Here is a 13,603-nt window from a genome sequence, read left to right on the forward strand (position 1 = left end):
CGAGCGATGCCGATCCGCGTGATGCTGGTCGACGACCAGGAACTGCTGCGAACCGGCTTCCGGATGGTGCTGCAGTCGCAGGGCGACATCGAGATCGCCGCCGAGGCCGGCGACGGCCAGCAGGCACTCGACGTGCTGCGCACCGCCGAGGTCGACGTGATCCTGATGGACGTCCGGATGCCCCGCCTCGACGGCGTCCAGGCCACCCGCCGGATCTGCCTCGACGACCGCGGCACCCCGATCGAGGGCGCGCCGCGAGTCCTCATCCTCACCACCTTCGACCTGGACGAATACGCCTTCGCCGCGCTCAAGGCGGGCGCCTCCGGGTTCCTGCTCAAGGACGTGCCGCCGACCGAACTGGTCGCCGCGATCCGCGCCGTGAACGGCGGCGACGCGGTGGTCGCGCCCACCACCACCCGCCGCATGATCGACCGCTTCGCCGAGGTGCTGCCCACCCCCACCGCGACGCCCGGCTCCGCCGTCCTCGGCCCGCTCACCGAACGCGAACGCGAGGTCTTCCTGCTGGTCGCCCAGGGCCTCTCCAACGGCGAGATCGCCGCCCGCCTGGTCCTCTCCGAAGCCACCGTCAAGACCCACGTCGGCCGCATCCTCGCCAAACTCAGCCTCCGCGACCGCGTCCAGGCCGTCGTCCTCGCCTACGAGAACGGCCTCGTCCGCGCCGGCGAAACCCCCTGACTTCCCCTGCGCCCACCCACCCACCGCCAACAGCACACCCGCAGCCCCGCCCCCTCCCCTTCCCTGCCGGGCCACGGGCGGGAGGGTGGGCGCGGCGGCCCCGTACCATTGAGCGGTACGTCTGGTACCCGCCGAGGACTGGAACGGAAGAGTGCTGCACGACTTCGGAGACCCCTCCGACCCCGGTAACCGCCCGGCCCGGCTCACTGTCGGTGTGGTCGGGGCCGGCCGGGTCGGCCCCGCCCTGGGTGCGGCCCTGCAACTGGCCGGCCACCGGGTGGTCGCCGCGTCCGGTGTGTCCGCCGCCTCGCGGCGTCGCGCCGAGGCCCTGCTGCCCGGCGTCCGTCTGGTGACGCCGCCGCAGGTGATGGCGGCGGCCGACCTGGTGCTGCTGACCGTCCCGGACGACGCCCTGCCCGATCTGGTGAGCGGTCTGGCCGCGACGGGCGCCGTGCGTCCGGGCCAGATACTCGTCCACACCTCGGGTGCCCATGGCGTGGCGGTGCTGGAGCCCGCGACCCGCAAGGGCGCGCTGCCGCTCGCGCTGCACCCGGCGATGACGTTCACCGGCACCTCGGTGGACGTGGCCCGGCTGGCCGGCTGCCCGTTCGGTGTCACCGCGCCCGAGGAGCTGCGTCCGGTCGCCGAGGCGCTGGTGGTGGAGATGGGCGGCGAGCCGTCCTGGATCCCGGAGGACGTCCGGCCGCTGTACCACACGGCTCTCGCGCACGGCGCGAACCACCTGGTCACGCTGGTCGCGCAGGCAATGGAGCTGCTGCGCACGGCGGGTGTCGCCGAGCCCGGCCAGATGCTCGGCCCGCTGCTCGGCGCGGCCCTGGACAACGCCCTGCGCTCCGGCGACCTGGCGCTGACCGGCCCGGTCGCCCGGGGCGACGTGGGCACGGTGCGCAAGCACCTGGAGCGACTCGCTACGGTGACCCCGGACATCGGCCAGGCGTACCGGGCGATGGCGAAGGCGACCGCGCAACGGGCGGTCGCCAACGGATCGCTGAAGCCGGAACCGGCGGCAGCGCTGCTGGACGTACTGAACGAGGAGAAGCACTGATGGCACGCGACAGGCGCCCGGCGAAGGCCCCGAAGGCGGCGAAGGTCCGCAAGGCGGTGCTGACCCGCACCGTGGAGGAGTTCGAGGCCGCGTTCTGGCCGGACGAGCAGCCGGTGGACAACGCCGTGGTGATGACCATGGGCGCGCTGCACCAGGGCCACGCGGCGCTGGTCCGGGAGGCCCGCCGCCAGGTCGGCAAGGACGGCCGGGTGGCCGTCACGGTGTTCGTGAACCCGCTGCAGTTCGGCGCCGGCGAGGACCTCGACCGCTACCCGCGCACCCTGGACGCGGACGTCGCGCTCGCCGAGGAGATGGGCGCGGACGTGGTGTTCGCCCCGTCCGTGGACGAGATGTACCCGAACGGCGAGCCGCTGGTGCGCCTCTCGGCGGGCCCGATGGGCGAGGGCTTCGAAGGCGCGTCCCGCCCCGGCCACTTCGACGGCATGCTGACCGTGGTCGCCAAGCTGCTGCACATCACCGACCCCGACTTCGCGGTCTTCGGCGAGAAGGACGCCCAGCAGCTGGCGATCATCCGCCGGATGGTCGCGGACCTGGACTTCGACGTGGAGATCGTCGGCGTCCCGACCGTCCGCGAGGAGGACGGCCTGGCGCTGTCCTCCCGCAACCGTTTCCTCTCCGACGAGGAGCGCGCCCAGGCGCTCGCCCTCTCCCGCGCCCTGTTCGCCGGCCGTGACGCCGGTGCCCAGGGTGCCAAGGCCGTCCGCGAGGCGGCCGCCGCCGTGCTGGACGGCGCGGACGGCATCTCCCTCGACTACCTCGCCCTGATCGATCCGATGTCCTTCACCGAGGCGCCGGACGACTACCGGGGCGAGGCGGTGCTCGCGCTCGCGGCCAAGGTCGGCTCGACCCGGCTGATCGACAACGTGAGCATCATCGTCCGATAAGCACTGCGTCGTCCGACAAGTACGGCTGCAGCCCCGGCATGCACTCAGAGAGGCGTGACCACATGCTCCGCACCATGCTCAAGTCCAAGATCCACCGTGCCACCGTCACCCAGGCCGACCTGCACTACGTGGGATCGGTGACGGTCGACGAGGACCTGCTCGACGCCGCGGACCTGCTCCCCGGCGAGCTGGTCCACATCGTCGACATCAACAACGGCGCCCGGCTGGAGACCTACACCATCGCGGGCCCGCGCGGCTCCGGCGTCATCGGCATCAACGGCGCCGCGGCCCGGCTGGTCCACCCCGGCGACCTGGTGATCCTGATCGCCTACGGGCAGATGGACACCGCCGAGGCCAAGGCGTACCTGCCGAAGGTGGTGTTCGTGGACGAGCACAACCGGATCACCGGCCTGGGCGGCGACCCCGCGGACGCCCCCGAGGGCAGCGGACTGCTGCGCGGTGACGCCGCGTACCGTGGGGCGGACGGCGCGGCCGTCACCGCCGCGCACTGAAGGAGCAGCTGAAGCCATGTCGCACCGCCTGACCGCCCCCGCCCCCGGCTGGACCACGAGCACCGACGTGGTCGTGGTCGGCTCCGGCGTGGCCGGACTCACCGTCGCGCTCAACGTCCGCAAGGCCGGCCTGCGGGCCATGGTGGTCACCAAGGCGATGCTCGACGACGGCTCCACCCGCTGGGCCCAGGGCGGCATCGCCGCCGCCCTGGGCGAGGGCGACACCCCGGAGCAGCACCTCCAGGACACCCTGGTCGCCGGGGTCGGGCTGTGCGACGAGGACGCCGTCCGGACGCTGGTCACCGAGGGTCCGGACGCGGTGCGCCGACTGATCGAGGTGGGCGCCGAGTTCGACCTCGACGAGGACGGCGAGATCGTCCTCACCCGCGAGGGCGGCCACCACCGCCGCCGGATCGCGCACGCCGGCGGCGACGCCACCGGCGCCGAGATCGAGCGCGCCCTGGTCGCCGCCGTCGAGGCCGACCCGGGCCTCGAACTCATCGAACACGCCCTCGTCCTGGACCTGCTCACCGACGCCGGCGGCCACGCCTCCGGCGTCACCCTGCACGTGATGGGCGAGGGCCAGCGGGACGGCGTCGGCGCGATCCTGGCCCGCGCCGTGGTGCTGGCGTCCGGCGGCATGGGCCAGGTGTTCTCGGCCACCACCAACCCGGCGGTCTCCACCGGCGACGGCGTGGCACTCGCCCTGCGGGCCGGCGCCGAGGTCACCGACCTGGAGTTCGTCCAGTTCCACCCCACCGTGCTGTTCCTCGGCCCGGACGCGCAGGGCCAGCAGCCGCTGGTCTCCGAAGCCGTCCGCGGCGAGGGCGCGCACCTGGTGGACGCCGACGGTGTGCGCTTCATGATCGGCCAGCACGAACTCGCCGAACTCGCCCCGCGCGACATCGTCGCCAAGGCCATCACCCGCCGGATGAACGCCCACGACACCCGGCACATGTACTTGGACGGACGGCACTTCGGCGCCGAGATGTGGGAGAACCGCTTCCCCACCATCCTGGCCGCCTGCCGCAGCCACGGCATCGACCCGGTCACCGAGCCGATACCGGTCGCCCCGGCCGCGCACTACGCCTCCGGCGGCATCCGCACCGGCCTGCACGGCCGCACCACCGTCCCCGGCCTGTACGCGTGCGGCGAGGTCGCCTGCACCGGCGTGCACGGGGCCAACCGCCTCGCCTCCAACTCGCTGCTCGAAGGCCTGGTGTTCGCCGAACGGATCGCCGCCGACCTGGCCGAACTGGCCGAGGCCGGGCAGCTCCCCGCCCGCACCGTGGACGCCGACGCCGCCCAGGCCGCCACGCCGGTGCCGCTGCTGCCCGCGGAGAGCCGCGGCGCGATCCAGCACCTGATGTCCACCGGCGCGGGCGTGATCCGCTCCGCGGACTCGCTGGCCGCCACCGCGAAGGGCCTGGCGGCCCTGCCCGACCCGGCCCACCCCGCCTCCCCCTCCGTCGAAACCTGGGAAGCCACCAACCTCCACCAGGTCGCCACCGCCCTCACCGCCGCCGCCACCCTCCGCGAGGAGACCCGCGGCTGCCACTGGCGCGAGGACTTCCCCGACCGCGACGACACCCACTGGCACCGCCACATCACCCACCCCGTCAGCAGCTGACGTTCCGCCCGCCCCGTTCTTTCGCGCCCCCGGTTTCGCACCCACCTCTTGGAGCCTCACCCATGTCCCACGACGAACTCCCCCTCCTGCCCACCGAGTCCGACGGCTGTGGCGACGGCTGTGCCTGCGGTGACGGCGAGGTGTACGAGACCGGGCTCGACCCGGCGCTGGCCGAGCTGCTGGAGGCGGCCGGCCTGGACCCGGTCGAGGTGGAGGACGTGGCGATGATGGCCCTGTCCGAGGACCTGGCCGGCGGCGAGGACGTCACCTCGGTGGCGACCGTCCCCGCCGAGGCCGTCGCCACCGCGGACTTCACGGCCCGTCAGGCGGGCGTCGTCGCGGGCCTGCGGGTCGCCGAGGCGGTCGTCTCGCTGGTGTGCGAGGACGAGTTCGAGGTCGAGCGGCACGTCGAGGACGGCGCGGCGGTCGAGGCCGGCCAGGTGCTGCTCTCGGTGCGCAGCCGTACCCGCGACCTGCTCACCGCCGAGCGTTCCGCGCTCAACCTGCTCTGCCACCTGTCCGGCATCGCCACCGCGACCCGCGCCTGGGCGGACACCCTGGAGGGCACCAAGGCGGTGGTCCGGGACACCCGCAAGACCACTCCGGGCCTGCGCGCGCTGGAGAAGTTCGCGGTCCGCGCGGGCGGCGGCGCCAACCACCGGATGGCGCTCTCGGACGCGGCGCTGGTCAAGGACAACCACGTGGTCGCCGCCGGCGGCGTCGCCGAGGCGTTCAACGCCGTCCGGGCCGCGTTCCCGGAGCTGCCGATCGAGGTCGAGGTGGACACCATCGACCAGATCACCCCGGTGCTGGAGGCCGGCGCGGACCTGATCCTGCTGGACAACTTCAGCACCGAGCAGCTGCGCGAGGCAGTCGCCCTGGTCGCGGGCCGGGCGAAGCTGGAGGCTTCCGGCGGCCTGACCCTGGCCACCGCGCGCGAGGTCGCGGAGACTGGTGTCGACTACCTGGCCGTCGGCGCCCTGACGCACTCCTCGCCGATCCTGGACATCGGCCTGGACCTCCGCAGTTCCTGACCCTTCCAAGCAGAAAGCGCCCCATGCTCCTCACCATCGACGTCGGCAACACCCAGACCACGCTCGGCCTGTTCGACGGCGAGGAGATCGTCGAGCACTGGCGGATCTCCACCGACCCGCGCCGTACCGCCGACGAAATGGCGGTGCTGCTCCAGGGGTTGATGGGCGCCCACCCGATCGTCTCGGCGGACGACCGGGTGGCCGGCCTGGCGATCTGTTCCTCGGTGCCGGCGGTGCTGCACGAGCTGCGCGAGGTGACCCGCCGGTACTACGGGGACGTGCCGGCGGTGATCGTGGAGCCGGGCGTGAAGACCGGCGTGCACGTGCTGATGGACAACCCGAAGGAGGTCGGCGCGGACCGGATCGTCAACGCGCTGGCCGCCAACCACCTGTACGGCGGGCCGTGCATCGTGGTCGACTTCGGCACCGCCACCACCTTCGACGCGATCAACGCGCGCGGCGACTACGTGGGCGGCGCGATCGCCCCGGGCATCGAGATCTCGGTCGACGCCCTGGGCGGCCGCACCGCGATGCTCCGCAAGATCGAGCTGGCCCGCCCGCGCAACGTGATCGGCAAGAACACCGTCGAGGGCATGCAGTCGGGCATCCTGTACGGTTTCGCCGGGCAGGTGGACGGCCTGGTCAACCGGATGGCCAAGGAACTGGCCAAGGACCCGAACGACGTCCAGGTGATCGCCACCGGCGGCCTGGCCCCGCTGGTCCTCGGCGAGGCCGATTCGATCGACGTGCACGAGCCGTGGCTGACCTTGATCGGCCTGCGTCTGATCTTCGAGCGCAACCGCCCGGCCACCGCCTGAGGGCCGCTGACGCCCGGTCGGCCGCCATTGGACCGCCGACCGGACGTCAGATGCACCATCTCATAGGCCAATCGGGACAAACACGTCCTCAATCGCCATAAGTCGGACGTACGGCACGTACTGTCGAGCCATGCCAACGCCACACGGATCGCGCGGCGGCATGGCCTTCAGCGCCGACGAAGTCCGGGTGCTGCGCCGTGCCCTCGCCCAAGCCCTCTATCCGGCCGCGCCCGACCGGCTCCCGATGCCCACCGCCAGCGGCGAACTGTGGGCCGAGGACGTCCAGGACGCGCTTCGGCTCACCGAGGCCATCGACGAGGCGGTCCAGGAGGGCGGGCGGCTGCGCGCGTTCCTGCTGGCCGACCTGGGCCGCTACCGCGCCGCCCTGCCCGGCAGCGCGGGCGGCTACCTGGAACGGCTGGAGGAGGCCGTCACCGACGGCTACCTGCCCACCGCCGAGGACCTCTCCGCCCTGCGCGCCTTGTCCCGCCAGCCGTGCGGCCCGCCCGAACACGCCCGCCGCTCCCGGCTCGCCGGACGCTGCCACGCACTCGCCGAGGCGGAGGTCCGCGAACGACTCTCCCTCGGCTCCGGGCAGCGGCACCTCGCCGCCGTACCGAGCCCCGCGTCCGAACCCCAGCCCGCCATCCCAGTTGGAGGACGGTTCCCGATGAGCGACCAGCACCCGCAGCCCCCCGCCGATCGCCCCCGGCCGCGCCGGATGCCCACCCCCGCCGAACTCTTCGGCCGCCGCACCCGCCCCGCCCCCGAACCGCCCACCGACACCGACCAGCCGGAACTCGCCACCGGCACGGACGGCTGACGGTCAGTCAACTGCCTTGAGCCCCCTCCCCGGAGGGGGCTCTTCGCGTTGCCCGCTGGAGATGTGTCGACATGGTGAGGCGCCCACGGAGGAACAAGGGTCAAGATTTGACAACAGGTTCGAGCGATAGCGGCGGCCGCGTCCCGAACTGTCCGAAATAACACCGCACCGATGGCCGGAATCCCCCCTATCGTCTGGGCCGATCGCATCCGAAAGATCGAAGGATCATCGTGGGGAATTCGCGCATCACGCGTCCGGCCGCCCTCGCCGCACCGGTGGCCGCCGCCGCAATCCTGGCTCTCACCTCGACGCCCGCGCTCGCCGCGGACGAGCTCCAGTTCGACGTCCCGTCCGCCGTCTCCGTCCCGGCCGTCCCCGACAGCGGCGACGCCACCGCGTACCAGCTGATCTTCAACTCGCTCGGCACGTTCACCGGTTCCAGCGCCCGGGACATCGTCTACACCTACGACGCGACCGGCCTGGCCGGCATCGCCGCCTTCGCGCCCGACACCGAGTCGGGCGCGAAGTGCACTTCGGCGGGACAGGTCTTCACCTGCACCTACCGCCAGTACCCCTCCCAGCAGCACCCCGACTTCAGCCACCAGTTCCACCCCGTGCTGACGGCCCTCAAGGGCGCGCCGCAGGGGACGGCCGGCCACCTGAAGATCAGTCAGGGCTGGGTCGACGGCCCGATCACCAGCACCGACGTCGCGGTGTACGCGGGCGGCCCGAAGCTGGAGTTCAAGACCGGCGCGGACCAGGGCCACAAGTTCGACGGCGGCAAGCCCGGCTCCACCATCAGGCAGCCGCTGGAGCTCACCAACAACGGCACCCTGGCCAGCGGCCGGCTGGTGATCGCCGCCCAGCTCTCCCCGGGCCTCAAGTTCAAGCAGCACTACGCCAACTGCTCGTACGGCAAGCCCGTCGACACCAGCGGAACGTTCGGCCTCACCGAGGCGGCCATCTGCACCATCAACACCTCGGTCAAGCCCGGCCAGACCGTCACGGTCGCCCCGATGGAGATCGCTGTCGGCGCCGACGCGCTCTACCCGGACGTCGAGTACCAGGCCCTGCCGGGCGAGTACGACAGCGAACTCCAGTACCTGCACCGGGGCTACACCTTCACGCCCGCCTCCAACAGCGGCACCCGCCTCGTCACGGACGTGCCGGAGCAGGAAGGCACCAAGCCCGGCCCGCCGAACGTCGGCCCGTACTCGCGCAGCGCGGTGATCCTCCAGTACCGGGTCGACAGCCACGCGGACCTCTCGTCCTGGGCGGTGTGGGTCCCCACCGACGGCGGTAAGAAGGGCATCCTGAAGGTCAGGGCGCACAGCGACGGCCCGGCCTCGGTCGGCTACCTGCGCAGTGGCAGCCCCGTCGCCGAGTTCCTCCTGACGCCGCCTTCCGGGGTCACCGTCGCCGGCAAACTGCCCGACGGCTGCTTCGTGCGCGACCAGCACCCGGACGTCGTCGCCTGCAACCTTCCGGAGTGGCTGGCCGTCGGCGAGGACAAGGTCTTCGACGTGCCGCTCGCGGTCTCCGCCCCGGCCACCGGTCCGGTGGTCGCCATCGCGCTGACCACCGCGCAGGGCGGGTCGGAGAACAGGGTCGAGCCGCTGCCGTACGACACCAATAACGCCAACAACTCGATCACGCTGGCGCTCGGCACCGCCGCCACCACCGCCGAGCCGAGCTCCCCGAGCACCGGGTCGGGCGGCGGGCAGTCCACCCCGCCCGCCGGCTCCGGCCCGACCGGTTCGGCCTCGGCCTCGGCCGGCCGGGCGACCCCGACCGCCAGTGGCAGCGCCTCCTCGCACGCCGCCACCAGCGGCGACCTGGCGTCCACCGGCAGCGAGGGCACCGGCACCATGCTCGGGCTGGGCCTGGGCGCCATCGTGGTGGGCGGCGGCGTGATCGCCGTGGTCGCCCGCCGGCGCAGGACCGGCGCGCACAGCTGAGTCGACGTCAGGGCTCCCCGGGCCGCCCCGTCGGCGGCCCGGGGGTCCGCCGTGGCCGGGGGGCGGGGGCGTGCGGCGCGATATCCCGTGGCGGAAGTGCCCGTGAGCCTGGCTACCCTGGTGGGGTGAGCGATCAGAGCACTCTCCCCGCGACCGACGACCTTCCCGAGCAGATGCGCGTCCGGCGCGAGAAGCTGGACCGGCTGCGGGCCGCCGGCATCGACCCGTACCCGGTCGGCTTCCCCCGCACCTCGACCATCGCCGAGCTGCGCGACAAGCACCCGGACCTGGCGCCGGACACCGCGACCGGCGAACGGGCGGGCATCACCGGCCGGGTCATCCTGGCCCGCACCGGCGGCAAGCTCTGCTTCGCCACCCTGCGCGACGGCTCCGGCGACCTCCAGGTGATGCTGTCCCTGGACAAGCTGGGCGAGGAGCGGCTGGCCGCCTGGAAGGCCGACATCGACCTCGGCGACCAGGTCGGCGTCGAGGGCGAGGTGATCACCTCCCGCCGCGGCGAGCTGAGCGTGATGGTGGACCGCTGGGAGCTCACCGCCAAGTGCCTGCGCCCGCTGCCGGACAAGCACAAGGGCCTGACCGACCCGGAGGCCCGGGTCCGCCAGCGCTACGTGGACCTGATCGTCAACCCCGAGGCGCGCGAGATGCTGCACCTGCGCACCCGGGTGATCCGCTCGATCCGCCGCACCTACGAGGACCGCGGCTACCTCGAGGTCGAGACCCCGATGCTGCAGCCGATCCACGGCGGCGCCAACGCCCGTCCGTTCAGGACGCACATCAACGCGTACGACATCGAGCTGTACCTGCGGATCGCGACCGAGCTGTACCTGAAGCGCCTGGTGGTCGGCGGCGCCGAGAAGGTCTTCGAGATCAACCGGAACTTCCGCAACGAGGGCGCGGACGCCACCCACAACCCGGAGTTCACCGCCCTGGAGTCGTACGAGGCGTACGGCGACTACGACACCCAGGCCGAGCTGATCCGGGCGATCATCGTGAACGCCGCGCGGGACGCGCTGGGCACCACCGTGGTCAAGGGCCTGGGCCCGGACGGCACCGAGCACGAGATCGACCTGGCCGAGCCCTGGCAGGAGGTCTCGGTCTACCCGGGCATCTCCGCCCACCTGGGCACCGAGGTCACCCCCGCCACCTCGGTGGACGAGCTGCGCAAGCTCGCCGACGCGGCCGGCATCCCGTACGAGAAGGAGTGGGGCCACGGCCAGATCGTCCTGGAGATGGTCGAGCGCCTGCTGGAGCACCACGCGATCAAGCCGACCTTCATCAAGGACTACCCGACCGAGGTGTCCCCGCTGACCCGCCAGCACCGCTCGATCGAGGGTGTCGCGGAGAAGTGGGACCTGGTGATCTTCGGTACCGAGATCGGCACCGCCTACTCCGAACTGATCGACCCGGTCGAGCAGCGCGCCCGCCTGACCGCGCAGTCCCTGCTGGCGGCCGGTGGCGACGTCGAGGCGATGCAGCTGGACGAGGACTTCCTGCGCGCCCTGGAGTACGCGATGCCGCCCACCGGCGGCCTCGGCCTGGGCGTGGACCGCCTGATCATGCTGCTGACCGGCAAGAACATCCGCGAGACGGTGCTGTTCCCGCTGGTGAAGCCCGAGAAGGCCGGGAAGGCGGAGAAGACCGCCGAAGCCGACGAGGACACCGAGGACACCGAGGAGTAGACCCATGGAGTACGTCAGCGCGCTCGTCCCGCCCCTGGTCATGGCGATCGGTTTCGCCTTCCTGGTGCGGGCCATCATCCGCAGCCAGGGCGGTGCCCAGAAGGCCAAGGAGGACGCCGCCGCCGAGGCGATGGTGACGGCTTCCTCCACCTCCTCCACCGAATAGTCCGATCACCGGCCGGCGCGCCGTTCCCTCTTTCGGGGAGCGGCGCGCCGGTCTGTTTGCCATTTGCCGCCCTTTGTCCGATTCGGTCCTATCCTGGGCCGCACTATGGTGCGGCAACTCGGAGAACTCGAGAACGACATCATGACCCGGGTGTGGCAGTGGAACCGCCCGGTCACCGTTCGAGAGGTTCTGCAGGATCTGCGTTCGGAACGTGAAATCGCGTACACAACGGTGATGACGGTGCTCGACAAGCTCTATCGAAAGGGCTGGGTGCGCCGGGAGCGCGCGGGGCGCGCATACCGATATGAGCCGGTGTCCTCGCGCGAGGCTTACACCGCCGCGCTGATGAACGATGCCTGGGCGACGAGTGACAATCCGGCCGCGGCCCTGGTGCACTTCTTCGGGATGATGTCGCCGGAACAGCGCGAGTGGCTGCGCGACGCTCTCCGAGTGTCCGGTGTCGATACCGAGGAGACCCGCCCGCCCGGGGCACGATAACGTTCCCCGGCATGGAGGTCACCATCCGCCGTGCGCGGACCACCGACGTACGCGCCGTTCGCCGGCTCATCGACACGTACGCCCGCGACGGCATTCTGCTCGACAAGCCGACCGTCACACTGTTCGAATCCGTCCAGGAGTTCTGGGTCGCCGAACGCGACGAGGACGGCCGCGTGGTGGCCTGCGGCGCACTGCACGTGATGTGGGAGGACCTGGCCGAGGTGCGCACCCTCGCGGTCGATCCGATCTGCAAAGGCCTCGGCATCGGGCACCAGCTGCTGGACAAGCTGCTGGAGACGGCACGCTGGCTCGGCGTCCGTCGGATTTTCTGCCTGACGTTCGAGGTGCCGTTCTTCTCGAAACACGGCTTCGTCGAGATCGGCGAAAACGACGATCGTACGGCAGACCCGGCGGTCGTGGCCACAGAAGTCTATGAAGAACTTCTGCGCTCGTACGACGAAGGTGTCGCCGAGTTCCTCGACCTGGAGCGGGTGAAGCCGAACACACTGGGCAACTCGCGCATGCTGCTGCACCTCTGATCCAGCTCTGCGGGCACGACGGGCGGCACAGGGGTTTGTGTTTTCCGGGAAAAGGCGCTTTCCTTTCACTAGGCAATGGACCGTTATCGCGGAAAGGGAAGCCCGTGGCACAGAGGGTTCAGGTCATTCTGGAAGACGATCTCGACGGTGGCTCCGCGGACGAGACGGTGACGTTCGCCCTGGACGGCGTGGCCTACGAGATCGACCTGAAGAGCGACAACGCGGACAAGCTCCGCGGCCTGCTTGCCCCGTACGTCGAGAAGGGCCGCAAGCAGAGCGGTCGGCTGACCGCCCCGCGGCGCGGCGGCACCCGGGGCGCCGGGCGCTCCGCCTCCTCGGCCGGTGGGGCCGACACCGCCAAGATCCGTAACTGGGCGAAGGAGAACGGCTACCCGGTCAACGACCGCGGCCGTGTTCCGAGCAACGTGCGCGAGGCGTACGAGAAGGCCAACGCCTCCTGAGGCGTCCGGTTCACCACCGCGCGGGCGGCAGCCCCAGCCGCTCCCGCGCACAGGCGTCCGCCAGGGCGTCCAGCAGGCACAGCAGGTCGGGCGAGCGCAGGTCCAGTGCGGGCCGCTCGGAGCCGGCCCGCAGCCAGTCGGCGGTCCGCGGTTCGGGCACCCGGGGCTCTCCCGGGTGCGCCGTGACGGCGTCGATCGGCAGCCGCAGTTCGGGGCCCCAGCCGAGCCAGCCCAACAGGTCGGGCACCGGCTCGGCGGCCCCCGGGGCGAGCAGGAAGGCGGCCCGGCCGCCGTGTCGCAGCACCGGTCCGGTGGTGCGGCCGAGCCGGTCGAGGCGGCCGAGGGCGGCCAGTGCGGGCCGCAGCGGTGCGATCACCCGGTCCGCTCCGGACCGACCGATCCCGGTCGGCCGAGGCGTCCAAGGGGTACGGGCGGCGGCCGGCGGCGAACTGGTCACGACCTGTGCAACGCTGGAGTGAGCGACCCGGTCACGACCGCCGCCGGTGTGGCGGGACGTCACGCGGGGTCGGCCTGACCGGCCGTCACTCCGGGTGCCCGGTCGGCCGACTTCTCGCCAGGCGAACAAGCACCCCCCGGAAACCGCGCGAAACCCGCCGCCCAACCGGGTATGAATGCAGGTGGACGGGGTCGCAGGAGCCCGGCCGCAGCACTGCGCGGGGCCGGTCCACCGGTTCCACCGGACTGTGTTCGCCGTTGGCGTAGCGGTATCCGGTGCATCGGGCCCGCCGCTGGGAACACCGTCTCCCAGCATCAGGTTGGGAAAGGTGTCGGCTGGT

Annotated in this window: 14 protein-coding genes and 1 pseudogene; 14 read left to right on the forward strand and 1 reads right to left on the reverse strand. The window is 71.9% G+C overall.

The window, feature by feature from the left end; all coding sequences use genetic code 11:
* The first annotated feature begins 6 nt into the window (after nt 1-6).
* The 14 genes and pseudogenes from ACZ6R9_RS01800 to ACZ6R9_RS01865 all read left to right on the forward strand — a co-directional run bounded on the left by ACZ6R9_RS01800 (nt 7) and on the right by ACZ6R9_RS01865 (nt 12,806).
* The gene (locus ACZ6R9_RS01800; RefSeq protein ID WP_380484491.1) at nt 7-696 is read left to right on the forward strand and encodes a response regulator; all 690 of its coding nucleotides are present in this window, start codon (nt 7-9) and stop codon (nt 694-696) included.
* 151 nt (nt 697-847) lie between these two features.
* Complete coding sequence (locus tag ACZ6R9_RS01805; protein ID WP_465535821.1) at nt 848-1,762, forward strand: Rossmann-like and DUF2520 domain-containing protein; 915 nt, start codon at nt 848-850, stop codon at nt 1,760-1,762.
* Nucleotides 1,762-2,667, forward strand: a complete 906-nt coding sequence (panC, locus tag ACZ6R9_RS01810) for a pantoate--beta-alanine ligase (RefSeq protein ID WP_380484292.1) — start codon at nt 1,762-1,764, stop codon at nt 2,665-2,667. Before ACZ6R9_RS01805 ends, panC begins: the two co-directional genes overlap by 1 nt.
* 62 nt (nt 2,668-2,729) lie before the next feature.
* Complete coding sequence (gene panD / locus ACZ6R9_RS01815) at nt 2,730-3,179, forward strand: aspartate 1-decarboxylase (RefSeq protein WP_465535824.1); 450 nt, start codon at nt 2,730-2,732, stop codon at nt 3,177-3,179.
* A 16-nt stretch (nt 3,180-3,195) separates the two neighbouring features.
* Nucleotides 3,196-4,809 carry an L-aspartate oxidase gene (locus tag ACZ6R9_RS01820; protein ID WP_465535826.1) on the forward strand — a complete coding sequence of 538 codons (1,614 nt, stop codon included), beginning with the start codon at nt 3,196-3,198 and terminating at the stop codon, nt 4,807-4,809.
* A 62-nt stretch (nt 4,810-4,871) separates the two neighbouring features.
* Complete coding sequence (gene nadC / locus ACZ6R9_RS01825; protein WP_465535828.1) at nt 4,872-5,843, forward strand: carboxylating nicotinate-nucleotide diphosphorylase; 972 nt, start codon at nt 4,872-4,874, stop codon at nt 5,841-5,843.
* 23 nt (nt 5,844-5,866) lie between these two features.
* A complete protein-coding gene (locus tag ACZ6R9_RS01830; RefSeq protein WP_035863765.1) occupies nt 5,867-6,661 on the forward strand; it encodes a type III pantothenate kinase in 795 nt (264 codons plus the stop codon).
* A 130-nt stretch (nt 6,662-6,791) separates the two neighbouring features.
* On the forward strand, nt 6,792-7,484 hold the full coding sequence (locus ACZ6R9_RS01835) for a hypothetical protein (RefSeq protein ID WP_380484283.1): 693 nt from the start codon (nt 6,792-6,794) through the stop codon (nt 7,482-7,484).
* Nucleotides 7,485-7,714: 230 nt separating this feature from the next.
* Nucleotides 7,715-9,442, forward strand: a complete 1,728-nt coding sequence (locus tag ACZ6R9_RS01840; RefSeq protein ID WP_465535831.1) for a hypothetical protein — start codon at nt 7,715-7,717, stop codon at nt 9,440-9,442.
* 134 nt (nt 9,443-9,576) lie between these two features.
* Nucleotides 9,577-11,142 (forward strand): annotated as a pseudogene (lysX, locus tag ACZ6R9_RS01845) (bifunctional lysylphosphatidylglycerol synthetase/lysine--tRNA ligase LysX); the annotation flags it as partial.
* A 4-nt stretch (nt 11,143-11,146) separates the two neighbouring features.
* Nucleotides 11,147-11,308, forward strand: coding sequence for a hypothetical protein (locus ACZ6R9_RS01850; protein WP_380484279.1), 162 nt, complete (start codon nt 11,147-11,149; stop codon nt 11,306-11,308).
* Nucleotides 11,309-11,413: 105 nt separating this feature from the next.
* Nucleotides 11,414-11,806, forward strand: a complete 393-nt coding sequence (locus tag ACZ6R9_RS01855) for a BlaI/MecI/CopY family transcriptional regulator (protein WP_465535833.1) — start codon at nt 11,414-11,416, stop codon at nt 11,804-11,806.
* A gap of 11 nt (nt 11,807-11,817) precedes the next feature.
* The gene (locus ACZ6R9_RS01860) at nt 11,818-12,345 is read left to right on the forward strand and encodes an amino-acid N-acetyltransferase (RefSeq protein WP_380484275.1); all 528 of its coding nucleotides are present in this window, start codon (nt 11,818-11,820) and stop codon (nt 12,343-12,345) included.
* A gap of 104 nt (nt 12,346-12,449) precedes the next feature.
* Nucleotides 12,450-12,806 (forward strand): histone-like nucleoid-structuring protein Lsr2, encoded by a 357-nt coding sequence (locus ACZ6R9_RS01865; RefSeq protein ID WP_380484273.1) that lies wholly within the window; start codon nt 12,450-12,452, stop codon nt 12,804-12,806.
* Nucleotides 12,807-12,816: 10 nt separating this feature from the next.
* Here ACZ6R9_RS01865 and ACZ6R9_RS01870 read toward each other — a convergent pair whose 3' ends face one another.
* Nucleotides 12,817-13,182: a hypothetical protein gene (locus tag ACZ6R9_RS01870; RefSeq protein ID WP_465535837.1), complete on the reverse strand. Its 366-nt coding sequence runs from the start codon at nt 13,180-13,182 to the stop codon at nt 12,817-12,819.
* Between the last annotated feature and the right edge of the window lie 421 nt (nt 13,183-13,603).

The organism is Kitasatospora sp. NPDC048662 (assembly GCF_055587065.1).